Source organism: Sunxiuqinia dokdonensis (assembly GCF_001270965.1).
Taxonomy (GTDB): Bacteria; Bacteroidota; Bacteroidia; order Bacteroidales; family Prolixibacteraceae; genus Sunxiuqinia; species Sunxiuqinia dokdonensis.
In genome coordinates this window covers 21703-46444 of sequence record NZ_LGIA01000182.1, presented here as the reverse complement: position 1 = coordinate 46444, position 24742 = coordinate 21703, and the positions used below count along the sequence as shown (strand labels likewise).

Genomic DNA, 24742 nt, shown 5'->3' with positions numbered 1-24742 from the left:
TTGTTTTTGCCAATCCGGGTATTGCGGGCGCATTCATTTGTAGCCGGCACGCTGCATTTCTGAGAAAGAAATTTTAATCATTCAAAATTATCAAAAGGTATGCTGAATAAAATTATTAAGTACTTCCTCGAAAACAAGTTGGTGACCATGCTGATTTTGACGGGCTTGGTCACTTGGGGAGTCGTTACATCACCCTTTGGATGGGAAATTGGAGCCTTGCCTTCTGACCCGGTTCCGGTGGATGCCATTCCTGACATTGGCGAAAACCAGCAGATTGTTTTCACCGAGTGGATGGGCCGGTCGCCGCAGGACATTGAGGACCAGGTGTCCTATCCGCTAACCACTTATTTGCTTGGAATTCCGGGTGTCAAATCGATCCGCAGTTCGTCCATCTTCGGATTTTCCAGCATCTTCATCATTTTTGAAGAAGACATTGAATTTTACTGGTCGCGTTCGCGCATTCTCGAAAAGCTGAGTTCGCTTCCTTCGGGTTTGCTGCCGGAGGGGGTGCAGCCTGCGCTGGGGCCCGATGCCACTGCACTTGGGCAAGTGTATTGGTACACGCTCGAAGGCCGCGACAAGGATGGCAATCCGACTGGCGGTTGGGATTTGCATGAAATACGCTCGGTACAGGACTTCTATGTAAAATACGGATTGAATGGCACCGAAGGGGTGTCGGAGGTAGCTTCCATTGGCGGATTTGTGCAGGAATATCAGATTGATGTTAACCCCGATGCGCTGAAAGCTTACAACATTCCGCTGCACAAAGTCATGCAGGCGGTGCAAAAGTCGAATCGGGATGTAGGAGCTAAAACCATTGAGATTAACCAGGCGGAGTATTTGGTACGTGGATTGGGCTATATCAAAAATGTGGAAGACATTGAAAAAGCCGTTGTCGCTGTCCAGGAGAACGTCCCGGTGCGCATCCAGGATATCGGACTTGTTAGTTTAGGGCCCGCCAGCCGAAGGGGTGCTTTGGACAAGGACGGCGCCGAAGTGGTGGGTGGCGTGGTGGTTGCCCGCTACGGCGCTAATCCATTGCAGGTGATCAACAATGTGAAGGAGAAAATCAAGGAGATTTCGCCCGGGCTACCAAAAAAAACATTGGAAAACGGCGTGGTTAGTCAATTAACGATCGTTCCTTTTTACGATCGATCCGGATTGATTTACGAAACCTTGGGAACGCTGGAAGAAGCCATTTCGCTTCAAATCCTAATTGTCATTCTGGTCGTGATTGTGATGGTGTACAACCTGCGGGCCTCCTTCTTAATCTCCAGCTTGTTACCAATTTCCGTATTGATGGTGTTTATCGCCATGCGCTATTTTGGAGTCGATGCCAATATTGTAGCCTTATCGGGAATTGCCATTGCCATTGGAACGATGGTCGACTTGGGCGTCATCTTGTCGGAGAACATCATCAAGCATGTGGATGAAGCGCCGCCCGGGCAGAAACTGATTACCACCGTTTACAATGGCGCGTCCGAAGTCAGTTCTGCGATTCTCACAGCTGTTTCCACTACCATCGTCAGTTTTATTCCGGTGTTTACCATGCAGGCTGCCGAAGGAAAACTGTTCGGTCCGCTGGCCTTCACCAAAACTTTTGCGCTGGTTGCCGCGCTGATTGTTTCACTGTTTATCCTGCCGGCCCTGGCCCATTGGTTTTTTGGGGCACGAATCAAAAGTGACCGAATCCGGAAATGGGTGAACATTGCTTTGGTTCCTCTGGGAATCGTTTTCCTGTTCCTCGGACAAATTTGGGGTGGCCTGATGTTGCTCGCTTTTGGGCTGGTCGGAATTCTGAAGATATTTGGGCCCAAAAGAGAATTAGCCGAAAGTACGGATGAACAGACCTCATCCGGGAAACAACGCTTGCGTAGAGCTGGGTACTGGCTGTTGGATCATGCCGAAATCGTGCTGGTTGTATTGGGCGTCGTTTGGTTGCTGGCCAGGTACTGGCTGCCCTTGGGACCAGCAAAAAGTTTGATGCTCAATGTGGTGTTTGTGGCCATGATGGTGATCCTGATCTTGGGAGCCTTCACCTTGCTGGAGTATTTCTATAAACCCATCCTTCGCTGGTGTTTGGATCATAAAGTCAGCTTTTTGCTGATTCCCGCGTTCCTGATTCTTTTTGGAGCGACCACCTGGATGGGCTTCAACACCATCTTTGGTTTTGCTGCCAAGGGATTCGATGCGGTGGGCTGGAATGTGCGAACCACCAAGGTTTGGTCGGGTTTGGCACATACCTTCCCAGGCATGGGGAAAGAGTTTATGCCCTCGCTCAACGAAGGCAGCTTCCTGCTGATGCCAACCTCCATGCCACATTCCGGCGTAGAATACAACCGCAAGGTTTTGGGGCAACTGGATATGCTGATTTCAGCTATTCCGGAAGTTGAGCTGACGGTCGGTAAACTGGGCCGGGTGGAGTCGGCATTGGATCCGGCACCCATCTCGATGTATGAAAACGTGATTAACTACCGGCCCGAATATTTGCTGAATGAACGAGGACATCGCGTGCGGTTTAAGGTTGATCGGGATGATCGTTTCATATTGAGCAGTGGTGACACGCTTAGCAATGAGGAAGCCTTGGAACGCGGGGTGACCAGCAAGGATTTGGTGCCCGATGAGTGGGGTAATTATTTCCGCAACTGGCGGCCGCACATCCAATCGCCTGATGATATTTGGAATGAAATTGTGAAGGTGGCGAAAATTCCTGGAGTCACCTCGGCACCCAAACTACAGCCCATTGAAACGCGCTTGGTCATGCTACAGACCGGCATGCGTGCTCCTATGGGAATCAAGGTGTACGGGCCCGACCTGAATACGATTGAGGAATTTGGAATGAAACTCGAAGGCATTCTGAAAGAAGTGCCCTCGGTGAAGGCCGAAGCGGCTTTTGCTGACCGGATTGTCGGCAAACCTTACCTGCATCTCAATATCAACCGGGACTAAATTTCGCGCTATGGGCTGAATATTGAAGATGTGCAGCAGACCATCGAAACGGCCATTGGCGGGATGAAAATTACCTCGACTGTGGAAGGACGTGAACGTTTCCCGGTCAGGGTTCGCTATCCCCGAGAATTACGTGACGATCCCGAATCGCTGGGCAAAATACTTATTCCTACGCCAACCGGTGCACAAATTCCCATCAGCCAGTTGGTTGATTTTGAATACAAGCGCGGACCACAAGCCATTAAAAGCGAAGATACCTTCTTGGTGGGCTATGTTTTGTTTGATAAGCGCGATGGTTTTTCCGAAGTGGGTGTGGTCAATGACGCCCAGCAGGCCATTCAGGCTCGTATTGATTCAGGCGATTTAACCGTGCCGGCAGGTATTAGTTATAAATTCTCCGGAAGTTACGAAAACCAGGTTCGGGCCGAAAAGCGACTGTCCATCATCGTTCCCGTGGTGCTGCTGATTGTCTTTCTGATCCTTTACTTTCAGTTTAAGTCGGTTACTACCTCGCTGATGGTTTTCACCGGAATTGCCATGGCTTTTTCCGGGGGCTTTATGATGTTGTGGCTTTACGGGCAGGGTTGGTTTGTCGATTTTTCCTTCTTCGGAACCAATATGCGCGACTTGTTTCAAATGCATACGGTGAACCTGAGTGTGGCCGTGTGGGTCGGTTTTATCGCCCTGTTTGGCATTGCCACCGACGACGGGGTGTTGATGGCGACCTACCTCGACCAAAGTTTCGAAAGAAACAAAACCGACAATTTAAGAGGCATCCGTGCCGCGGTGGTTGAAGCCGGATACCGAAGGATTAAGCCTGCAGTAATGACTTCGGCAACAACCATTATCGCGTTACTTCCGATTTTGACATCAACGGGGCGCGGTGCGGATATCATGATTCCGATGGCTATTCCGGCTTTCGGCGGGATGATTTTTGCAGCCATCACCTATTTTATTGTGCCTGTTTTATACAGCATGCGTGAAGAGCGAAAACTCAAAAAATTTGTATCATGAAGATCATTATCAATCTAATCATCTATTTGATTTTCGGAAGTGTAATGGGTTCAGCTCAAAGTCTTGCCGATTACCAACGGATTGCTTCTGAAAACAATCCCGGATTGCAGGCCAAATACAAGGCGTTTGAAGCCGCTTTGGAACAAGTGCCCCAGGTGGGTAGCTTGCCCGATCCTTCGTTTTCGTTCGGCTACTTTGTGTCGCCGGTTGAAACGCGGGTAGGGCCGCAGCGGGCCAAATTTTCGCTCACGCAAATGTTTCCCTGGTTTGGCACATTGGAAGCGCAACGCGACGCTGCTGCGCTGATGGCAGAATCCCGATACCAGTCTTTTCTGGATGCGCGTAACCAATTGCATTACCAGGTGGCAGCGGCTTACTATCCGCTGTACGAACTCAATCGGTTGAAACAGATCGAGCAGAAGAATATCGAGATCCTTCAATCGTATAAAACCATTGCCAATTCGAAGTTTAAAAGCGGAACCGCTCCCATGGTGGATGTGCTGCGGGTGGACTTGATGCTGAAGGATGCCGAAACCAACCTCAGCATTTTGAATCAGAAGGGAAAGCCCTTGCTTGCCCACTTCAACCAACTGCTCAATAGGGAGGAAGGCGAGGCGGTGCTGATCCGGGATTCGTTGGCAGCGGAGGCATTGTCGGCTGATTTCCGAAGAGATTCGCTGCTGACCAACAATCCGGTTTTGGAAGCGCTGGATCTGAAAATCCAGGCCAGCGAAGCCAGTGAGCAGGCTGCTCAAAAGCAGGGATTGCCCAAGTTAGGCGTTGGACTGGATTATGCGGTTGTGGCTGAACGCAGCGACATGAGCCTGGCCGACAATGGCAAGGACATCCTCATGCCGATGGTTTCGGTGAGCATTCCTATTTTCAGGAGCAAATTCAAGGCAGCGGTAAAAGAAGCGCGCTTGATGCAGGAAAGCTACACGCTGCAACGCGAAGAGCTGGTCAATTCGCTTAGCTCGGGCTACGAAACTGTATGGTTTGACATGCAGCAACAATTGGAATTGATTGAGTTGTACGAAAGCCAACTGGTGACCACACAGCAATCGCTCAATCTACTGTTCAGCGCCTATGGCAACTCTGGAAAGGAATTCGAAGAGGTGTTGCGCATGCAGCAGCAAGTTCTGAAATACGAAAAAATGAAGGCGACCGCGGAAACAAAACACCAGATCGCGCTGGCCAAACTCCATTACATCACTGCAAAAACTGAATAATGATGAAGACAACAAATAAAAAAACAATCTTAACGGTCTTGGTAACCTTGCTGGCAGGCGTGTTGCTGGGCTGGTTGATTTTTGGTGGCTCCGGAAGTGAAGTCGGACACGAAGGGCACGATCATGAAACAGAGACATCCGGCGAATCGGAAACCTGGACCTGCTCCATGCACCCGCAAATCCGGCAGGAGGAGCCGGGCGATTGCCCCATCTGCGGGATGGATTTGATTCCGATGGAAAGTGACGAGGAGGGTGAGCAGGATCCCATGGCCATCCGGATGTCGGCAACGGCCATGCAGCTGGCCAATGTCAGCACGGCGATTGTGGGTACGCTCGAACCTGTCAAATCAGTCCAGCTGAGCGGCAAGGTGCAGGCCGACGAGCGCTTGGTTTTTTCCCAGTCCTCGCACATACCCGGGCGGCTTGAAAAGCTGATGGTGAATTTCACCGGCGAGTTTGTCCGCAAGGGGCAGCCTCTTGCAGCAGTCTATTCACCGGAGCTGGTTACCGCCCAGGAAGAATTGTTTGAAGCCCAAAAAATCAAGGAGACACAGCCCCAGTTGTTCCGTGCAGCCAAAGAGAAGCTGAAAAACTGGAAGCTGTCGGATAGCCAGGTTGAAGCCCTGCTGGCTTCAAGGACTTCGAAAGAGGAGTTTGAGGTTTACGCCGAGGGCTCCGGCTATGTCATGGAAAAGAAAGTGAAACTGGGTGATTACATCGGCAGGGGTGAGGCGATCTACGAAATTGCTGACCTCTCGCGCGTGTGGGTGCTCTTTGATGTGTACGAATCCGACCTGGCGTGGATTGATCGGGGCGACCGCGTCAATTTTACCGTCGCTTCTTTGCCGGGCGAGACGTTTGAAGGAACCATTTCCTGGCTCGATCCGGTGATTGATCCTCAAACACGGGTGGCCAAAGCCCGGGTGGAATTCAATAATGTTGGCCTAAAACTGAAACCTGAGATGTTTGTGTCAGGAACGGTTGAGGCCGAATTGACAGCCGATCCGGAAGCCGTGGTGGTTCCCAAAACGGCAGTCATGTGGACCGGCGAACGTTCGCTGGTTTACGTGAAGACCACAACCGAGCAGGGCGTGAATTTCCGCATGCGGGAAGTCACACTGGGGCCTTCGCTGGGCGAAAGCTTCGTCGTCAGGAGCGGACTGGAGCAGGGCGAAGAAATCGCCGTAAACGGTACTTTCAGTATCGATGCTGCGGCTCAGCTCGCGGGCAAACCGAGCATGATGAGTCCCGAAGGTGGTGCGGTCATGACCGGGCACAACCACGGGGGAACGGAGATGGGAACAGCAACAATGGAGGAAGAGCAAAGCCCTGTTGAACCTGTCGAAACCGATCCCGCCTTTAAGCAGCAGCTGACGAATGTCTATGAGAAATACCTTGTCATGAAGGACGCATTTGTTGACTCTGAGGCCCATCCGGTAATGGTTGCCGCTCAGGATGTCGAAAAATCACTGAAGCAGGTGGATATGGGCTTGCTGAAAGGCGATGCACACATGGACTGGATGGAACAGTTGAAAACACTGGAGCGTACCATCAGCGCCATCAGCAAATCGATGGACCTGGACGCGCAACGAACCGAATTTGCCGAGTTCAATCTGGCCTTCTACAAAAGCTTGAAGATGTTTGGATTGAAAGACAAAACGACCTACTACCAATATTGCCCGATGGCCATCGAAGACAAAGGAGCCTATTGGTTTAGTGCAACCGATGAGATACGAAATCCTTATTTCGGGGACGAAATGTTAACATGTGGAGAGACGAAGGAAACCTTGAAATAGATATTGACAAAATTAATTACGATAAAAAAGGAAGGTAGCAATATCCTTCGGGAGCATGATCGTGAGATGGTGAGATGGTGAGATGGTGAGAATATGAGAGGATGAGAGCGTGAGTTCGTATCAACGTAAGTTCGTACGTTCGTAAGCTCAGGCTTCCTTCAAGATTTAGAATTGAATATTCGTTATTGGATATTCGATTGAATAGTGAGCCTCTCATGGGACTCGAACCCACGACCTGCTCATTACGAATGAGCTGCTCTACCAGCTGAGCTAAAGAGGCAAATGAGAAACGTAAAATTAGTTTTTTTCCGATAAATGAATAGAAGTAATAACCATTAAAATTGAAAGTAATGAAAACAAAAGTAATGATGCTGGCCATCCTGATCATGATGGGTGCCGGAAATGTTTTAGCGAAAAGCAAAACCGAGAAGTTTAAAGTGTCTGGAAACTGCGGCATGTGCGAAAAGCGTATCGAAAAAGCCGCCAACGCAGTGGAGGGTGTAACGTCAGCTGACTGGGACAAAAAAACGAAAATGATTCAAGTGGTGTTTGACGAAAGTGAAACTGATGTGGATCGGGTACAAAAGGCCATCGCCAAAGTGGGGCACGATACGCCCAAGCACAAGGCCAGTGACGAAGTGTATAGCGAGTTGCCCGGCTGCTGCCAATACGACCGCTCGGCAAAAGCCGAAAAAGCGCATGATCACGATCACGACCATGATCACGGTCATCAACATTAATTGTAAATAATTCCTAAAATTGAAAGGGCTGCTCAAATGACTAGGGCATCCCTTTTTTTCGGCCAAAATTTTCGATTGGTTAGGCCTTATTATCCGGTTGTTTTTTCGATGAGCACATCAAGTTATCAGCCCGGCTCCTGTTCGAAGAGTAAGGATTCCAAAACTTGCAGATGGATGAATGAAACCCGTAGGGTTTAATGTTCATCACCCCCAAAGAATTTGGGGGTTGAAAAGGTCATTCCCGCCTCAACCCCGAAGTGGGTTGAACATCTGAGAAGGAATTGTCGCAATTAAATTCAAGCCACTTTCGAGCTTGTTGTGATGGTTGTCCGCCGGACCCCCGAACTTCGTACGGGATGATGAATTGCCGGTCGTGATTGAATAAGAGAAATCGCCTCGGGACCGGTCAAACAAGCCGGTTAAATTCGGAATTTGGCCGATGGGAAGGATAATTCGGGTGGTTGAATTCGAGAAATTGCCGATGGGAACGGCTCTTTTGCCAATGGAATTGAAAAAGTGGCCTGATGAATGGGTGCGTCGGGCCCGTTGGATCGAAAAATTGGCCTCGGGGACAATCAATTGAGCCGATTGAGATAAAAAAAAAAGCCTCAGGGGAAGGTCATACCTGCTCGGGGGCCGCTAAAATCAAGGGTTTTGAGTCATCATGTATCCAATCACTTTTTAAGCCGGCAGGCGCCGCATTAAAAAACCAGTGTGCTCTTGGTCAATGCTACCGCCAGGCGGGGAGTAATTGTATTTATTACCGTTCAATGTTTTTTCTTCGGAGCAGTGTTTTGGCGTAGTCGCGGGCCAGTTTGTCGCCATAATCTTCATAAGCCCGCTGCGCCCATTCCAATGCCCGGTCGGTATCGCCAAGCACCTCATGGGCTACAGCAATGTTGAGGGCGGCCTGGCCTGCCAGTTGGCTGGTGGGATTGCTGGCCAAGGGCATCCAGGCATCAATGGCACCTTCCCAGTTGGCCACTTCCGAGCGTCGCCAACCCGTGTTAAACTGGTGCTTGTCGCGGCCTTTGCCCTTTTTGTAAAGCTCGCGGCGCACGCTGTAGTAGCTAGGCAAAAAGCGCCGGATGTACTCGTGCCCGGCGGCGTAAGCGGTTTCGGACAATGCTTGAAAAGGGGGAATCGGCGACAGGAGATTAAAAGAAAGGTAGTGCGATTGCTGAAACTGGTCCGCAATGGTTTTGGTCCGGGGATCATACAGGCGCCAGTAGCAGCGAACATCAACGCGGGCTCGCCGCGGAACCCGGATGCCTGGTTTGCCGGTTGTCAAAATTGAGCCGATTTGTCCGGCAGCGGTTTGCAACAGCAGGTCGGAGTTCGAATCAAAAGTTTCCAGTACCAGCAGCGCATCGGCCCCGGTCGAATCGCAAATCGCCACAACATGCTCCCAGCCTAGCGGAGCAGGGGTTTCGCGGGTTCCGGTTCCATCGAGGCGAAGATTTTTCGGAATTAGAATATGGACACCATCAGCCGCATGGATTCCGTCGTATACGCCTTTAATCGCCTCGTCGGAAGCCAGCCTGTCCGAACCGGCCACTTCACCGGTCATAATCGATTCGATGACTTTGGTTTGTTGATTTTCTTTTGGGGTGAGTGAGCGGTTGACCACCGCCAAATCATCCACTCCTTCGGGCAAATAAGCCGCCGGTGCTTGCGGATAATTCAAATGAACGTAGCCATAGCGGCTGCACGATGAAAGGGTGAGGCTAACGATAACCCAAAAGAGCAGGTTTACTTTTTTCATAAGAGCAGGTTTTTTGTCCGAGTGCAAAGCACACAACAAACTTGCCAAAAAATTTTGTGGATTAGGGTATTCAGCGAGATGATTTTTTTGAATTGATTAAGCGATCAATTTTTGTCCTGATTCAACGAACATTCGTTTGGTTTGTCTAGCTTTAAGCGGCTGAACATGATTTTGTGTGCCCGGAGATAAAATAGTTGGCCTCCAATGTCACAAAATCATCTGGGTATCAGACTAACTAATAAACAAGTCGCTTGAAAGCATTTAATCAATTATACCAACAACATTATACAACTGTTTTTCGCGTTGCGATCAAGATGTTGGGCGATGCTGATGAGGCGGCTGATATTGTGCAGGAAGTGTTTCTGACGCTCTTTCAGACAATGGACAAAGGAACGGTGGTGGAGTATCCCAGAAGTTGGCTGTATCGCATGACTTTGAACAAATGTATTGACAGGCAAAAACACAATGGCGCTTTCTGCAGTTGGATTTGGCTCCGGAGGAACGGGTTGAGGATCAAACCATCGAGAAACAGGAAGCCCGACAAGGTGTGCAAGAGGCACTTGCCAAGCTCAAACCCGAAGAGCGGGCCCTAGCTGTCATGTATAGCGAAGGTCTTTCGTACAAGGAAATGGCCGAAGCAACCGGAATCCGGTTTTCGTCAATTGGAAAAACCCTTTCACGAACTTTAAAGAAGCTGGAAGCAGAACTAAAAACGAAAAAGTATGAATTGTATTGAAGAAGAGCTGATTCAAAGATATATTGACGGGGAACTTGATGCCGGAGAAAGCCAACGGGTTGAGCATCACCTGGCGGTGTGTCCCACCTGCGCCGGGCTTGTAGATCGGCAAAAACAGTTGGCTTGGAGCATGAAAAGTGCGATTAGTGAATTGGTTAAGGAACCGGTTATTGTGCCTCCTTTTGTTGTTCCAACGAAAAGGAAACCGGCATTCCGCAGCAGTCAACGAAAATTGATTCTCGCATTATCAGCCGCGTGTTTGGTCGCCTTCGTTGTTTTGGTGTGGAATCACAATCAGCATGAAAAGTTGACCATGGATGACGAGATCACCATTCTTGGGCAGACGGATTGGCCGGTGGATGCCAACCAACCCATTGGACAGCAAGGGCTGAAAGTCAATCTGATCGACCCCGAAGGGAACATTACCGAATACGTGTTGCAATAAATAAATGCTGAATTAGAATTCATTTCATAAAATAAAAAGACTATGAAACAAATCGTGTTAATGTCGCTTTTGCTGGTAGCAACGCTCTGTTTGTCTGCTCAAAGTCTGACTGACTTGTATCAAAAAGAAAGCATCAAGCTGGTTCCCGACACGGAATATGGTGCTGGAAATAACTGGGATCAGGTTTTTGAAACCTACTACGATACCTTGTACGGAAAACCGATGGGTAACCGGAAGTCCTTGTTGGTGTTGCCCGACGGCTCGGTCGTGGTTAATCATGCCTACCACAACTATTACAGTAAGTTTTCGCCTGACGGGAAGTTTGTGAAGGAATTTAAGGTGATCAAGTCAAATGGGACGCCTTTCAAGAAAACCAATCATATTGATGGAATTATTGGAGGGAATACCTTTTTTACCGGGCTGGACAACATGGGCAATATGCTGTGTTTCGATTTTGATGGAAATTACAAGAAAACGCTGAAGCTGGATTACATGACCAAACAAATGATTGGTTTGCCCAACAACAAAATCGCCGTAGTGGGCTGGGTGATCTGGGCCGAGAAGTTTCGGGATTTTGTAGCGGTGGTTGATTACGAAACCAATGAGCAGAACATCATCTGGGACCATTTTACCGATCGCTGTCCAATAGACGAGCATTGTCAGCTTTTTAATTATTCGTATGCTTTTGAGGAACGTGGCGCGATTGGTTTTAGTACCATGCCTTACTCCAGAACACAAGGAGTAGCCGCTCCTCCAAAGATTGCCAACATCGGGAACAAGCTGGTTGTGGCTTATCCGACAACCGGCGAAATTCGTGTGCATGATTTGGATGGAAAACTGGTATCGAAAGACAAGATTTCCTGGGCTGAAAGTTATGTGTCGGTAGAGGAGCAAAAGGAAATTCAGCAAAAGGCCATCGATAAGTATAAAAGTATTCGTAATCCGACCTTTGCCAGTTGGGTTTCTGCCGAAGAAAACCAAAAAGCAATGGCAACCATCCTCAAAGAGATGGAAGCTGATTTGGAAAAGATTGCAGAGCCGATCCCCATTCCGTTGTTCTCTACCATGATGAAAGATTCGGAAGATAATTTGCTGATTTTCGAGTTTCCGAAAGAAGAAAAAGCGAATCAGTTTCATGTGTGGATTTACGACAACGAGGGAACCTTTGTTGGCCAAAGCAGTTTTGTTTGCGATGATTATGAGTTGGAAATCAATCCGTCGAAAATGGTGTTTCACGATGGATTCATCTATTCGCTTCAGCGCTTGAAGGAAGCTTCGGGCGTCCCTTTACGATTGGTTCGGTTTAAACTGGAATGAGAACAGATCAAAACAGAAAAGTTTTTTAAAATAGTTAGTTAGTAGTTTACCTGGATGTTGATCTTTGGTAAGTGTAGTTTTAAAGCGGCCGGTTTGCTATCGGCCGCTTTTATGTGCTTGTTTCAGAAACAACGCGGATGAAACAGGCGGGATGTTGAGGAATTCACTCCAATGTTAAGCTCTCACCTTTTTTATACCTTCAAGGTACATGTCCCATTTCTCAGGCTTTTTTTGTAGTTTCGGTTTTATTTTTAAGTCTAAGATTCGACTTCCGGACCTTGAATTAGCTTATTGGTATGGTATTAAATTACATATGGATTGGATTCTTTCTGGTTGCTTTTGTTGTTGCCCTTATTCGGGTGATAGGTTATCTTTTTCGTGACTTCTTTGCTGATGCGTTGGGCATCATCTTTACGGAAGTTGATCTCCACGTTTTTAAAGATATGGTTGATGCCTCCTTTTCGATGGCTACGGCCAGTGTTGACCTGATTATCGCTTTAATCGGTGTCATGGTGTTGTGGCTTGGAATCATGAAAGTAGGAGAAGATGGGGGTGCGGTGAATATCATCGCCCGCATTTTTGGTCCGTTTTTTAACAAGCTTTTTCCGGAGTTGCCCAAGAATCATCAGTCGATTGGATCGATGATGATGAACCTGTCGGCCAATATGCTGGGACTGGACAATGCGGCAACACCCCTGGGATTAAAGGCGATGGAGGATTTGCAAGAACTGAATGTTGAAAAGGACAAAGCCTCCAATGCGCAAATTATGTTTTTGGTATTGAATACGTCGGGCTTGACGGTTATTCCGGTAAGTATTCTGGCCTACCGGGTTGCGGCCGAGTCGCAGATGGTTTCTGTCATTTTCCTGCCCATTTTGCTGGCGACTTATTTTTCCACCTTGGCCGGGTTGATATCGGTTTCCATCTACCAGCGAATCAATCTTTTTAATAAAACTGTAATTGCTTATATCGGAACGGCTACTGCGGGTATTGCCGGATTATTGTGGTGGTTTTCAAGCTTGACCCAGGATCAGATTACGGAAGTCTCCTCGTTTGGCGGCAACCTCATCATCTTCCTCATCATTATTTCCTTTCTTTTCCTGGCCTTCAGGAAAAAGATTGATGTTTACAATTCTTTTATTGAAGGAGCAAAGGATGGTTTCAATGTGGCCATTAAAATTATTCCGTACCTGGTGGCCATGCTCGTTGCTATTGGCGTGTTCCGGGCGTCGGGCGCGATGGATATGGTGATAGACGGCATCAAAGGCCTGTTTTCACTGGTGGGTTTGAACACGGACTTTGTTGATGCGCTTCCGGTGGCTTTGATGAAACCCTTGAGTGGGAGTGGAGCTAGAGGAGCCATGCTTGAAATTTATAACAATCCCAATTTTGGACCCGACTCCTTTGCCGGCTTGTTGTCATCGGTATTTCAAGGCTCAACCGAAACGACCTTTTATACCTTGGCAGTGTACTTTGGCGCCGTCGGAATTACAAGAACCCGCTATGCCGTGGTTTGTGGTTTAATTGCCGACCTCACCGGAATTATTGCCGCTATTTTGATCGCGTATCTTTTCTTCCATTAAAGCGCGTCGTAGACCACCACTTTATCCCATAAATCGCCGTACTCTTCGATAAACTTCAGGTGGGTGGGATGATCCTGGTAGATATCCTGATCTGCTTTGTTGTCGAACACGGCCAGGTAAGAATAGGTGAAGGAATCATCCACCACGTCGCGGTCTGATTTGACCGGCTTGCCCGTGTGGTATAGTTTGATTTCGGGAATCGTAACCAGCAAAGCCAGCCCTTCTTCAAAACGTTTGCAGGCTGCCGGGCTATCTGGTTCTTTCAACCAAAAATAAACATGGTGAAGGAAACTGTCGTGTAAGGCGATTTTCATTTCGCTGGCACTGGCTTTTTTCGATAGAAACGGAAAACTGACAAGCCCGATTCCGGCTAATGATTTTTTAAGAAAACTGCGACGATTTTTCATACGATGTAATTTGCATTTATAACTGATCGATTACTTGTTTCAATTTAACCAACTTTGTGAGCAATTGTTCCAGCAAGTCGAGTTTTAACATGTTGGCACCGTCCGACTTGGCAACTGCCGGATTGGGGTGGGTTTCGATAAAAATTCCATCGATACCGACTGCCATGCCAGCTTTGGCAATGGTTTCAATCAGCTCGGGCTTTCCTCCGGTAACTCCCGAGGTTTGGTTGGGCTGTTGCAGCGAGTGGGTGATATCGAGAATAACGGGGCAGTTGTTTTGTTTCATCACCGGAATTCCGCGGTAGTCAACCACCAGGTCCTGGTAGCCAAAAGTGGTCCCGCGCTCGGTAAGCATTACGTGGTCGTTGCCCGAATCGCGAACCTTGTCCACCGCAAATTTCATCGATTCAGCCGAAAGGAATTGGCCTTTTTTAATGTTGACCACTTTGCCGGTTTCGGCAGCGGCAATCAGTAAATCGGTTTGGCGGCATAGGAAAGCCGGAATCTGCAACACATCAACATAATTGGCGGCTAATTTTGCTTCGTTGGCCGAATGAATATCCGTGACCGTAGGGATATCGAATTTTTCGCCCACGGCTTTCAAAATGCCCAGCGCTTTTTCGTCGCCAATGCCGGTGAAGGAATCAATTCGCGAGCGGTTGGCTTTTCGGTATGAACCTTTAAAAACGAACGGTATTTCCAGGCGATCGCAGATTTCCACAATTTTTGCGGCAATGTCGAAAGCCATTTCTTCTCCCTCAATGACACAAGGCCCGGCCAGCAACAGAAAGTTTTTACCCGCGTGTTTTAGTTTTGGAATCATCATCTTTTTTTTGCGAAGATACAAATTGCCCGTGAAAAGGGGAACCCAAGGTCAGTTACTTCAAAAAAATCCCTTGTCAATTGACAGGACAGAAAGCGTGTGAGCGATTTTTTAAAATGGGCGTTTTACTTGTAGAAACTCATTTCTTCAATGTATTGCCAGGTTTTCGGGGGAATAAAATGACGCACGTCTTTCCCATCGGCAATGGCTTTGCGGATAAATGAGGATGAGATTTCCATGACCGGTGCGTCAACATGTTGAATGTTGGGATGAGCCAACAGCTTTTCCTTTTCATATCCGGGACGCGGGTAAACCAGAATTTTATAGTTGGAAAGAATCATTTCAACGTTTTTCCATTTTTCAATATACACCAGGTTGTCGGCCCCCATAATTAGGTAAAACTCGTAGGAAGGAAATTTATCTTTCAAATAGACCAGCGTGTCGATGGTGTAGGAGGGACGCGGCAGGTTGAATTCAATGTTGGAGGCCTGAAAGCGAAAATCGCGATCAATGGCCCGGTTCACAAGCTCGAGGCGCTGATAATTGTCGAGCAGGCTTTTTTTCGTTTTAAACGGACTTTGCGGACTAACCACAAACCAAAGCTGGTCAATCTCGGAAAACTCAACCAGGTAATTGGCGATGGCTAAATGGCCAATGTGGATGGGGTTGTAGGTTCCGAAATACAGTCCGACTTTCATGTGTGGGGCGTTTAGCGGTTGATAAAATCAGTGACTAGTTTTTCGGCGTTGGCCAGCGTTACCGGCAGTTCTTCACTCAACAATATCACATCGAAGTGCGAAGCGAAAGTGAGTTCGTAGGCTGCTTTTTCAACCCTTTTTTCAATCACTTCGGCCGCGTCGGTTGAGCGCCCCACCAGCCGGTTGCGAAGTTCTTCGATGGAAGGTGGCTGGATGAAAATAGCCAGTGCCTCGTCGCCATAATATTTCTTGATGTTGACCCCACCAACCACATCCACGTCGAAAACCACATGCTTGCCTTTGTTTCGGATGCGTTCCACTTCTTCTTTCAGCGATCCGTAGCAGGTTCCCGGGTACACTTCTTCCCACTCCAGAAATTCGTTGTTTTCCACTTTTTTCTGAAAATCCTCTGGACTCAAAAAGTAGTAGTCTTTGCCATGGGTTTCGGTGTGACGTGGTGCCCGGCTTGTGGCCGAAATGGAAAATTCCAGTCCGAAATCCTGCTTGAGCAAATGCTTCACAACGGTAGTTTTGCCGGCGCCTGAGGGGGCTGAAAATATGATTAGTTTGCCTTTCTTCATGTTTGATTAAAAATTGCCGGAGCAATTAATTGCTTATTCGTATGATCGTTAAAGAATGTTCAGCATTTGTTCCTTGATCCTTTCCAGCGAGTCTTTCATTTGTACTACAATCCGCTGGATGTTGCTTTCGTTGGCTTTACTTCCCAAGGTGTTGATTTCGCGTCCGATTTCCTGGGCGATAAAACCCAGCTTTTTTCCAGCGGCTTCGCTGCTTTGCATCGTTTCCAAAAAGTAATGGCAATGGTTGATCAAACGAACTTTTTCCTCGTTGATGTCGAGTTTTTCCATGTAATAGATCAATTCTTGTTCAAACCGGTTCTGGTCGTAGCCGCCGTTCATCTTTAGTTCGTTCAGTCCGTCGGTAATCCGGCTCTTGACGTTTTCCAAGCGCTGTTTTTCATGCGGCTCAACTTGTTCAAGCAACTGCATGATTTCATGGATATTGGAGCGGATATCCTTCTCCAGGGCGACGCCTTCCTGTGTTCGAAACTGATCCACCAAGTCGATCACCTTGAGTATTTGGGCATGAATGGTTTCCCATTCTTTTTCGTCCAGTTCCTCGTAAACAGTTTTCACCGTATCGGGCAAGCGCATAATCGATTCCATGATCTGTTCAGAAACCGGCAAGCCCAACTTTTCGTGGATGGTGCTTAACTGGCGATAGTAAGCCGTTACAATATTTTCGTTGATGGCTGAATTGCTTTCGGTTCCCAGGTTTTCGAGGTAGAGTGAAAAATCCATCTTTCCGCGAACGAGCTTTTCATTCAACTCTTTACGAATCACCAGATCTTTTTCGCGATACAGGGCCGGAATTCGGGAGTTTATGTCTAACTGTTTGCTGTTAAGCGTTTTTAGCTCAACGGTGATTTTCTTGTTTCCGGTTTCAAATTCGGCTTTTCCGTAGCCGGTCATCGATTTGATCATGCGGTAAATTTTAGTTGCAGACAAAGTTAATATTTTAATAGGAGTCGCAGGGCATGCCATTGCAAGTTTTTGACCGGACGCAGTGCCGGCGCGACGAGACAGGAACCTAGTATTCCTTTCAAAGGAGTTTTAACGTTAGATCAGGATGATGTTTGTGGGTGGTGCGGGATTTCGATCTCTTTAAAGAGAAATTTACGGTCACTCTCATAACTCAGCTCATTTTTTGGTTCAAAAATGGCCTCGTTTTCCTACTTAAAGCTACCCGTTTGGGGTCTCATATCCAAGCATCAAAACGAAACAAATTCACCCAAAATGAATTGGTCGTCAGAAAATTACATCGATTACCGAGACCTATTGGCGGTTTTCTTCGGATAGGTCTCGATATGGTCTCGTTTACTTTGCGATTCTATGCCTGTTTTTGATGTCTGCACAAAGTAAAAAAGCGCCTAAACCATTCGATTTAAGCGCTTTTGATGTTTTTTGTTGTCTTGAAGTGTGACTCAGCTGGGGCTCGAACCCAGGACCCCATCCTTAAAAGGGATGTGCTCTACCAGCTGAGCTACTGAGTCATCCTGTAGATTGCCTTTTTGTTTAAAGGCGGTGCAAAGGTAAAAACTAAGATTTTAATTGCAAACTTTATCTTGAAAATATGTTGCTGAGGGGATATTTTTATTCAAAACAACCTAGCTTCAGCGATCCTCATAAAAAAAGTCTATTTTTGCGGGAAACTGATTTTGTTCGATATGAAAGACAAAGTGGTGGTGATCACTGGGGCATCTTCCGGAATTGGGAAAGCACTGGCTTACGAGTTTGCGTCGCGTGGGGCATCGTTGGTCTTGGCTGCTCGCCGAATTGATCGCCTCAAACAAATCGAGGATGATTTATCAGATGCCAACGTTCTTGTCGTTCAGGCTGACGTAAGCCGGGAGGAGGATTGTCAGGATCTTGTCAATCAGGCCGTTGTTCGCTTTGGGCGAATCGATGTACTGATTAACAATGCCGGAATTTCGATGCGTGCCTTGTTTGCAGATGCGGATCTTGGTGTCATCAAAAAGCTGATGGATGTCAATTTTTGGGGAACGGTTTATTGTACCAAAAGCGCTTTGCCCCATCTTTTGAAAACCAAAGGAACGGTAGTCGGTGTGATTTCCATTGCGGGCTATGTTGGCCTTCCGGCGCGAACAGGGTACTCGGCTTCAAAATATGCGATTCGCGGGTTTTTGGACGCTCTTCGGGTTGAAAATCTTAAGACTGGCCTGCATGTGCTGGTGGCTGCTCCGGGGTTTACAGCTTCGGAGGTTCGCCAGGCTGCCCTCACTCAGGATGGTTCATCGCAAGGACAAACGCCGCGAGATGAAAGCAAAATGATGACCGCCGAAAAATGTGCCTGGCACATTGCGCAAGCTGTTAAGAAAAGGAAACGTGAATTGATTCTCACTTTTGTTGAAGGAAAATTATCGGTCTTTCTGGGTAAGTTTTGGCCCGGATTGTTAGATAAGTTGACCTACAGTCACATGCGCAAAGAACCCAATTCACCATTCATTTAGAAGAATCTCATGCTGATTAGTGAAACACAAGTACGGGTTTACTACGAAGATACCGACAAAATGGGTGTCGTTTATTACGGTGTTTATCCGCGTTATTACGAAATTGGGAGGACCGAAATGATTCGGGAGCTTGGGCTAACGTACAAGGAAATTGAAGATTCAAACATTTTACTTCCAGCACGCAGCTTAAATATCAACTATTTGAAGTCGGCCTATTACGATGATTTACTGACTATCCGTACCATTGTGGAAACCATTCCGAAAGTTAAATTTCCAATCAAAACGGAAATTTACAATCAGCAAAATGAATTGATCAATTCAGGAGAAGTGGTTTTGGTTTTCTTTGATGCCATTGCCAACAAGCCCTGTCGGATCCCGCAAAAATTTCGTGAAGCTATGGAGCCTCATTTTAAATTTTGAGTTGGTTGAGCAAAGAATAGGTATAGCTGATAATCACAAAAATCCAGATCAGCACCCCGGCTATTTTGTTGAACCACCAAAGCAATCTCAGATTAAAGCGATGCTTAAACAGACTAACCAACCCGGTTAGTAACAACCACCAGCTACAAGCCCCTGCAAATACGCCAAACACAATGAAGAATGATTGGTACGGTGTGTCAATATTCAGGACAATACCAGTGCTGGCAAATACGGCCAGAAAAACAAAAATGACAAGGGGATTGGGAAAGGTAATTAGAAACGTAGAAGCAAAATCTTGAAAATAGGATGAGCCTTTCCGGCGTAGGCGGCGAATATCCTTCACCGGATTTTTCAGAAAAATATGCACCCCCAAAAGCATAATAATCAGCGCGCCTAGCGTTTGAAAAGTCAGCTGGTATTGCCGGATGAAGTTGATAATCCAGGTTAGGCTGAAGCCGGCAATAATGGCATATATCGCATCCGAAGTGGCTGCGCCCATACCCGACAAAAATCCCGCAGTCCGGTCTTTGTTCACCGTACGCTGAATGATCAGCACGCCAATTGGCCCGAGTGGAATCGAAACGGCGACTCCGATCACTAATCCGGTAATAAATAAATCGAAAAACATGGTGCAAAAGTAGTTAATTGAATAAAAATAGGCCGAACAGAAAGGAGCCTAAAATTCATTTCTTAGCAATTATTTGTACTTTTACCTGAATCATAAAAATATTTCAAAAATGAACCGAATCACGCTTCTGATCCTATTTTTTGTGCTACCCATAGCTCTTTTGGCACAAGATTTTCAATTGAAATTGTGGCCCGATGGTCCCCCCAACAAGAATACTCCTCCGGGAGACGAAGAATACTTTGAAGAGCGTGGCACTTATCGATACAGCAATATTTCCGAAGCAGAATTGTATGTCTATCAACCTCCGAAAGAGAAAAATACGGGCGCAGCTGTAATTATTTGTCCAGGAGGTGGCTATTGGATTGAAGCCATTGACCATGAAGGTTTCCGAATTGCTGAGTACCTCAAGGAGCAGGGGGTTACCGGAATTGTGCTGAAATATCGTTTGCCTTACGGGAATTCAGAAATACCATTAACCGATGCACTTCAGGCCATCCGCTTTACGCGTCACAAAGCGCAGGAGTGGGGCATTGATCCTCAGAAAATTGGCATTGCAGGTTCATCTGCCGGAGGGCATTTGGCTTCCACGGCCGGAACACACTTCGATTTGGCTGAGCCAAAAGCGATGCCTCCGTATCAAAATGTGAGCGCCCGCCCCGATTTCATGTTGTTGCTCTATCCCGTCATCAGCTTTAAAGAAGGCGTTGGACACATGGGCTCGCGCAAAAACCTGATTGGAGAAACCAACGATTGGGATATCGCCCGGCAGTTTTCGAACGAATTGTGGGTAACGGCGAACACTCCACCTGCCTTCTTTGTTTTGGCCGATGATGACAAAGCTGTCATTCCCGAAAATTCAATTTCGTTTTACAGGGAGCTCAAAAAATATGACATCCCGGCGGAACTACATATTTTCGCAAAAGGGGGACACGGTTTTGGAATGACCGACCGGGATATTCCGGTGGCACAGTGGCCGGCGCTGTTTATCGACTGGCTAAAATCGATGGCAATTATTGACTAATGACAGAAGCAAAACATCCCAACCAAGTTTTTAAATACTGCCCAAGTTGTGGCTCAACGCAATTGAGGCAAAGTGGTGACCGATCGAAAAAATGTCTGCATTGTGGCTTTCATTATTTTTTCAACACCTCGGCGGCAGTGGCGGCCATTATTTTTAACGAAGAAGGAAAAATCATGCTTACGCGAAGAGCGATTGAGCCCCATAAAGGGATGCTCGATTTTCCGGGTGGATTTGTTGATCCAATGGAATCGGCCGAAGACTCGCTGACGCGTGAGCTAAAAGAAGAATTGGGCACCGGGGTTAAAAAAATGGACTATTTTTGTTCATTCCCAAATATGTACCCCTTTGCTGGCATTCAGGTGTTTACGCTCGATATGGCTTTTGTTGTGGAACTGGAGTCGATGACGGGGTTGACGCCGATGGACGATATCTCGGCCATCGAATTTTATCATCCATCCGAAGTCAATCTGGATGAGTTGCCGGCACAATCAATGAAAAACATTCTAAAGAAATTAAATGAACACAGTTGAAATCATTAAATCACGACTTGCAAAATTGAGGTCGCAAATGGAAAATGCAAATGTCCAGGCCTGTTACATCTCCGGGACAGATCCTCATCAAAGTGAATATCTCCCGGCGTATTGGGAAGCTCGCAGTTTTATTACTGGCTTTTCCGGATCGGCCGGAGTGGTTGTTGTTACGAAAGATCGAGCAGCATTATGGACCGACTCACGCTATTTTCTGCAAGCAACAACCGAACTTGAAGGTACGGGCATTGAGCTGATGAAACAGCGAATAGCCGGTACGCCCGAACCGGCCGATTGGCTGTCGATAACGCTGGGAGCAGCAGGTACGGTAGGAGCAGATTTTGCCTGCCTGTCTGTCAATCAGCACAACCAACTGAGCACCGCATTAAATGCGAATGGGCTGGTGTTGAGAGATGTCGGCGATTTGCTGGATCCGATTTGGGAGGACCGCCCCCCGTTGCCAACGAGCAAAATTGTTGAGCACGATTTGCAATTTGCCGGAACCAAACGGACCGATAAATTCAAGGACGTGCTTCAGTTTGTAAAAACAAATGGTGCCAATGCAACCGTGATTACTGCTTTGGATGACCTGGCCTGGACTTTCAACCTCAGAGGAACGGATGTTGATTTTAACCCGGTATTTGTTGGCTTTGCTTTGCTTTCCGAAGACCAAAGGACTCTTTTTGTCGATTCAGAAAAAGTTGATTCTGATTTGGTTGAAAAACTCAAGGATGATGGTGTTGAGTTAAAAGCGTATGCTGCGTTTTATGATTTTGTTTCGAATTTGCATGAAGATAGTGTAGTCATGATTGATCCTGCCCGGACGAACCAGGCGGTCAGGGCGGCTATTCCGAAAACCGTAAAAATCGTGGAGCAAACTTCTGCGCCCACCTTATTGAAAGCTCAAAAATCGACCTTCGAAATTATTCACATCCGGGAGACGATGAAAAAAGACGGCGCAGCGATGGTCAATCTGTTGTACTGGTTGGATCAAACGGTTGGAAAATCGCCGGTATCAGAGTACGATGTGGTTGAAAAACTAGCCTTCTTTCGTTCGCAACAAGAAGGATTTCAGGGGGACAGTTTTTTCCCGATTGTTGGGTTGAACAGCAATGGCGCCATTGTTCACCGATCGGTGACCAAGGAAACCGCTGCCGAAATTACCGGCGAGGGTATTTTGCTTTTCGATTCCGGGGGGCAATACCTGGGTGGCACCACCGACATTACCCGCACCATTGCGCTGTCGAAACCATCGACACAGCAGAAACGGGATTTTACACTGGTGCTGAAGGGCATGATTGGATTAAGTATGGCAAGGTTTCCAACAGGAACAGTGGGTAGTAACCTGGACGCCTACGCCCGCATGCACCTGTGGAAGAACGGCTTAAACTATGGTCATGGCACCGGTCATGGTATCGGCTATTTTTTAAACGTGCACGAAGGGCCTATGGGCATTCGGCAGGAATACAACGAACAAACCATCAAACCGGGTATGGTTTTGTCGAACGAGCCGGGGATTTATCGCGAAGGTGAATATGGAATTCGGATTGAAAATGTCATTGTTTGCACCGAAAAGGAGGAGACAGCCTTTGGCCGGTTTTTAGGCTTTGAGACACTGACTTTGTGCCCGATTGATCTGAAACTGGTTGATAGGAAGCTTCTGTCGGAAGAAGAGCTTGACTGGCTCAATCAATATCATCGAAAAGTATTGAAAACGTTGTCACCCCTTTTGGAAAAGGAGCAGGTTGATTTTCTGAAGAAACTAACCACTGAAATTCACTAAAAAAGAAAGCCGGTTGCAGATGCAGCCGGCTTTTGTATTTTATAGTCGTTCGAATTTTTACTCGCTATTCATCGAAATCAGGAATTCTTCAATTGAATCCGTGCGCATCAGTCTGGTTTTAATGAAATCCATGGCTTCCAACGAATTCATATCTGCCAGGTAGTTCCGCAAAATCCAGATCCGGTCCATCATCGCTTTTGAAAGCAACAAGTCTTCACGACGCGTGCTGGAAGAAATAATGTCCACAGCTGGGAAAATCCGCTTGTTCGACAAACGACGATCTAATTGGAGTTCCATGTTACCGGTTCCTTTAAATTCTTCAAAAATCACGTCGTCCATTTTCGATCCGGTTTCGGTAAGAGCCGTTGAAAGAATGGTCAATGAGCCACCTTCTTCAATGTTGCGGGCCGCACCAAAAAAGCGTTTGGGTTTGTGCAGGGCATTGGCATCAACACCGCCCGAAAGCACTTTGCCCGAGGCAGGAGCAACGGTATTGTAAGCACGGGCCAAACGGGTAATGGAGTCCAGCAAAATCACCACATCGTGTCCACATTCAACCATTCGCTTGGCTTTTTCGAGCACCATGCCGGCAACACGCACATGGCGGTCAGCGGGTTCATCAAAAGTAGATGAAATAACTTCAGCATTCACGCTGCGTGCCATATCGGTCACCTCTTCCGGGCGTTCGTCTATGAGCAATACAATCATGTACACCTCGGGATGATTGGCGGCAATGGCATTTGCAATTTCTTGCAGCAGCATGGTTTTACCGGTTTTGGGTTGGGCGACAATCAAACCGCGCTGACCTTTACCGATGGGAGCGAACAAATCAACCACGCGGGTCGAAATATTATCATGCCCATTTCCTGTCAGGTTGAACTTCTCATTTGGGAAAAGTGGTGTCAAATGGTCGAACGGTACCCGATCGCGAATATAGTCCGGCGTCCTTCCGTTTATTTCCACGACTTTAATGAGTGGGAAATACTTTTCGCCTTCTTTTGGCGGACGGATTGTTCCGGTGATGGTATCGCCTGTTTTTAGTCCAAATAATTTAATTTGAGATTGCGAAACATACACATCATCCGGAGAATTCAGGTAGTTGTAGTCTGATGAACGCATAAAACCGTAGCCATCAGGCATGATTTCAAGTACGCCGGAACTGGTAATAATTCCCTCAAATTCGTATGCTTTATCGGGGCCGCCGTTACCATGCTTGCCTTTATTTTCCCATTTTGGGTGCTTTGGCTTACGATCGGACTGCTCCTTTTTTTGTTCTTTGGGCGCGTGTTTTGGAGCGGCGTGTTCTTGCTGCGGAGCTTTTTCAGCTTTTTTAACCGTTACACTGGGCTTCTGAACTTGTTGCTGTTGTTCATTTGGCTCGTCCGTCTTTTTTTCTTGAGGCTCAGCCGGCCGGTTGTCGCCCGGTTTATCAGGGGATTCACCCGATTTTTTCGACTTGTCAAAAAACGAAGACGCTTTGATGACGGTTGTCCGTTTGCGTTTTTTGTTCTTTTGGCCGTCCTGTTTCCCTCCCTCATCATCAGACGGTGTGTTTTTCTGTTCTGATTTGAGATCAGGCTTGGTGTTTGGTTTGTTTTTTGGTCCCCGGTCTTTCGGCGAAAAATCTGATTTCTTTTCAGAGGCAATAATTGCCTGCGTATCTAAAATTTTATAAATCAGATCTTGTTTTTTGAAAGATTCCACTTTCTTAATGTTAAGCTCCTTAGCGATATCCCTCAGTTCGGGAACCAACTTTTTGCTTAATTCAATAATGTCATACATATTTTTTGAAAATTAATTACATCTGTT

22 protein-coding genes, 2 tRNA genes and 1 pseudogene are annotated in these 24742 nt (G+C 47.1%); 15 read left to right on the top strand and 10 right to left on the bottom strand.

Features of this window, described 5'->3' with window-relative positions:
• The first annotated feature begins 99 nt into the window (after positions 1-99).
• The 3 genes and pseudogenes from NC99_RS16780 to NC99_RS16770 all read left to right on the top strand — a co-directional run bounded on the left by NC99_RS16780 (position 100) and on the right by NC99_RS16770 (position 6988).
• A pseudogene (locus NC99_RS16780) lies at positions 100-3963 on the top strand (efflux RND transporter permease subunit).
• Positions 3960-5192: a TolC family protein gene (locus tag NC99_RS16775; RefSeq protein ID WP_053186368.1), complete on the top strand. Its 1233-nt coding sequence runs from the start codon at positions 3960-3962 to the stop codon at positions 5190-5192. Before NC99_RS16780 ends, NC99_RS16775 begins: the two are co-directional and overlap by 4 nt.
• Positions 5192-6988, top strand: a complete 1797-nt coding sequence (locus NC99_RS16770) for an efflux RND transporter periplasmic adaptor subunit (protein ID WP_204375038.1) — start codon at positions 5192-5194, stop codon at positions 6986-6988. Before NC99_RS16775 ends, NC99_RS16770 begins: the two co-directional genes overlap by 1 nt.
• Before the next feature lie 207 nt (positions 6989-7195).
• On the opposite strand, the gene NC99_RS16765 is transcribed toward NC99_RS16770, so the two are convergent.
• Positions 7196-7268, bottom strand: a tRNA-Thr gene (locus tag NC99_RS16765).
• Positions 7269-7338: 70 nt separating this feature from the next.
• On the opposite strand from NC99_RS16765, the gene NC99_RS16760 reads away from it, so the two are divergent.
• Entirely contained in the window at positions 7339-7728 is a 390-nt protein-coding gene (locus tag NC99_RS16760) for a heavy-metal-associated domain-containing protein (protein ID WP_053186433.1), read from the top strand.
• A 439-nt stretch (positions 7729-8167) separates the two neighbouring features.
• Complete coding sequence (locus tag NC99_RS21970) at positions 8168-8311, top strand: hypothetical protein (protein ID WP_157624993.1); 144 nt, start codon at positions 8168-8170, stop codon at positions 8309-8311.
• Positions 8312-8488: 177 nt separating this feature from the next.
• On the opposite strand, the gene NC99_RS16750 is transcribed toward NC99_RS21970, so the two are convergent.
• A complete protein-coding gene (locus NC99_RS16750) occupies positions 8489-9493 on the bottom strand; it encodes a DUF6340 family protein (protein WP_053186360.1) in 1005 nt (334 codons plus the stop codon).
• A 251-nt stretch (positions 9494-9744) separates the two neighbouring features.
• Here NC99_RS16750 and NC99_RS22730 point away from each other — a divergent pair, with 251 nt between their 5' ends.
• The 5 genes from NC99_RS22730 to NC99_RS16730 all read left to right on the top strand — a co-directional run bounded on the left by NC99_RS22730 (position 9745) and on the right by NC99_RS16730 (position 13574).
• Positions 9745-10086, top strand: a complete 342-nt coding sequence (locus NC99_RS22730) for an RNA polymerase sigma factor (protein ID WP_082326538.1) — start codon at positions 9745-9747, stop codon at positions 10084-10086.
• Entirely contained in the window at positions 9975-10229 is a 255-nt protein-coding gene (locus NC99_RS22595; RefSeq protein ID WP_053186357.1) for a sigma-70 family RNA polymerase sigma factor, read from the top strand. Before NC99_RS22730 ends, NC99_RS22595 begins: the two co-directional genes overlap by 112 nt.
• On the top strand, positions 10216-10674 hold the full coding sequence (locus NC99_RS16740; RefSeq protein WP_053186354.1) for an anti-sigma factor family protein: 459 nt from the start codon (positions 10216-10218) through the stop codon (positions 10672-10674). Before NC99_RS22595 ends, NC99_RS16740 begins: the two co-directional genes overlap by 14 nt.
• Positions 10675-10716: 42 nt before the next feature.
• Positions 10717-11991 carry a hypothetical protein gene (locus NC99_RS16735; RefSeq protein WP_157624991.1) on the top strand — a complete coding sequence of 425 codons (1275 nt, stop codon included), beginning with the start codon at positions 10717-10719 and terminating at the stop codon, positions 11989-11991.
• Between the two features lie 296 nt (positions 11992-12287).
• The gene (locus NC99_RS16730; protein WP_053186348.1) at positions 12288-13574 is read left to right on the top strand and encodes a nucleoside recognition domain-containing protein; all 1287 of its coding nucleotides are present in this window, start codon (positions 12288-12290) and stop codon (positions 13572-13574) included.
• On the opposite strand, the gene NC99_RS16725 is transcribed toward NC99_RS16730, so the two are convergent.
• From NC99_RS16725 to NC99_RS16695, 6 genes are all read right to left on the bottom strand, one after another.
• A complete protein-coding gene (locus NC99_RS16725) occupies positions 13571-13981 on the bottom strand; it encodes a Dabb family protein (RefSeq protein ID WP_053186345.1) in 411 nt (136 codons plus the stop codon). The two genes, NC99_RS16730 and NC99_RS16725, sit on opposite strands and share 4 nt — an antisense overlap.
• A gap of 16 nt (positions 13982-13997) precedes the next feature.
• Positions 13998-14807, bottom strand: a complete 810-nt coding sequence (gene kdsA, locus NC99_RS16720) for a 3-deoxy-8-phosphooctulonate synthase (RefSeq protein WP_157624989.1) — start codon at positions 14805-14807, stop codon at positions 13998-14000.
• Between the two features lie 122 nt (positions 14808-14929).
• Complete coding sequence (gene nadD / locus NC99_RS16715) at positions 14930-15502, bottom strand: nicotinate (nicotinamide) nucleotide adenylyltransferase (protein WP_053186342.1); 573 nt, start codon at positions 15500-15502, stop codon at positions 14930-14932.
• 11 nt (positions 15503-15513) lie between these two features.
• Positions 15514-16083 carry a guanylate kinase gene (gmk, locus tag NC99_RS16710; RefSeq protein ID WP_053186338.1) on the bottom strand — a complete coding sequence of 190 codons (570 nt, stop codon included), beginning with the start codon at positions 16081-16083 and terminating at the stop codon, positions 15514-15516.
• 48 nt (positions 16084-16131) lie between these two features.
• Positions 16132-17007: a YicC/YloC family endoribonuclease gene (locus tag NC99_RS16705; RefSeq protein ID WP_053186336.1), complete on the bottom strand. Its 876-nt coding sequence runs from the start codon at positions 17005-17007 to the stop codon at positions 16132-16134.
• A gap of 496 nt (positions 17008-17503) precedes the next feature.
• A tRNA-Lys gene (locus NC99_RS16695) sits at positions 17504-17576 on the bottom strand.
• A 174-nt stretch (positions 17577-17750) separates the two neighbouring features.
• On the opposite strand from NC99_RS16695, the gene NC99_RS16690 reads away from it, so the two are divergent.
• Both NC99_RS16690 and NC99_RS16685 read left to right on the top strand, forming a co-directional pair.
• Positions 17751-18554, top strand: a complete 804-nt coding sequence (locus NC99_RS16690) for an SDR family oxidoreductase (RefSeq protein ID WP_053186330.1) — start codon at positions 17751-17753, stop codon at positions 18552-18554.
• A 9-nt stretch (positions 18555-18563) separates the two neighbouring features.
• A complete protein-coding gene (locus tag NC99_RS16685) occupies positions 18564-18974 on the top strand; it encodes an acyl-CoA thioesterase (protein WP_053186327.1) in 411 nt (136 codons plus the stop codon).
• Here NC99_RS16685 and NC99_RS16680 read toward each other — a convergent pair.
• The gene (locus NC99_RS16680) at positions 18964-19602 is read right to left on the bottom strand and encodes a LysE family translocator (protein ID WP_053186324.1); all 639 of its coding nucleotides are present in this window, start codon (positions 19600-19602) and stop codon (positions 18964-18966) included. The genes NC99_RS16685 and NC99_RS16680 overlap by 11 nt on opposite strands.
• 109 nt (positions 19603-19711) lie before the next feature.
• On the opposite strand from NC99_RS16680, the gene NC99_RS16675 reads away from it, so the two are divergent.
• Genes NC99_RS16675 through NC99_RS16665 form a run of 3 tightly spaced genes read left to right on the top strand, consistent with a single transcriptional unit; the run spans position 19712 to position 22933 of the window.
• The gene (locus NC99_RS16675; RefSeq protein WP_157624987.1) at positions 19712-20623 is read left to right on the top strand and encodes an alpha/beta hydrolase; all 912 of its coding nucleotides are present in this window, start codon (positions 19712-19714) and stop codon (positions 20621-20623) included.
• A complete protein-coding gene (locus NC99_RS16670; protein WP_053186317.1) occupies positions 20623-21153 on the top strand; it encodes an NUDIX domain-containing protein in 531 nt (176 codons plus the stop codon). The genes NC99_RS16675 and NC99_RS16670 overlap by 1 nt, the downstream gene beginning before the upstream one ends.
• Positions 21140-22933, top strand: coding sequence for an aminopeptidase P family protein (locus NC99_RS16665; protein ID WP_053186315.1), 1794 nt, complete (start codon positions 21140-21142; stop codon positions 22931-22933). Before NC99_RS16670 ends, NC99_RS16665 begins: the two co-directional genes overlap by 14 nt.
• 57 nt (positions 22934-22990) lie before the next feature.
• On the opposite strand, the gene rho is transcribed toward NC99_RS16665, so the two are convergent.
• Positions 22991-24715 (bottom strand): transcription termination factor Rho, encoded by a 1725-nt coding sequence (gene rho, locus NC99_RS16660; protein WP_053186312.1) that lies wholly within the window; start codon positions 24713-24715, stop codon positions 22991-22993.
• Between the last annotated feature and the right edge of the window lie 27 nt (positions 24716-24742).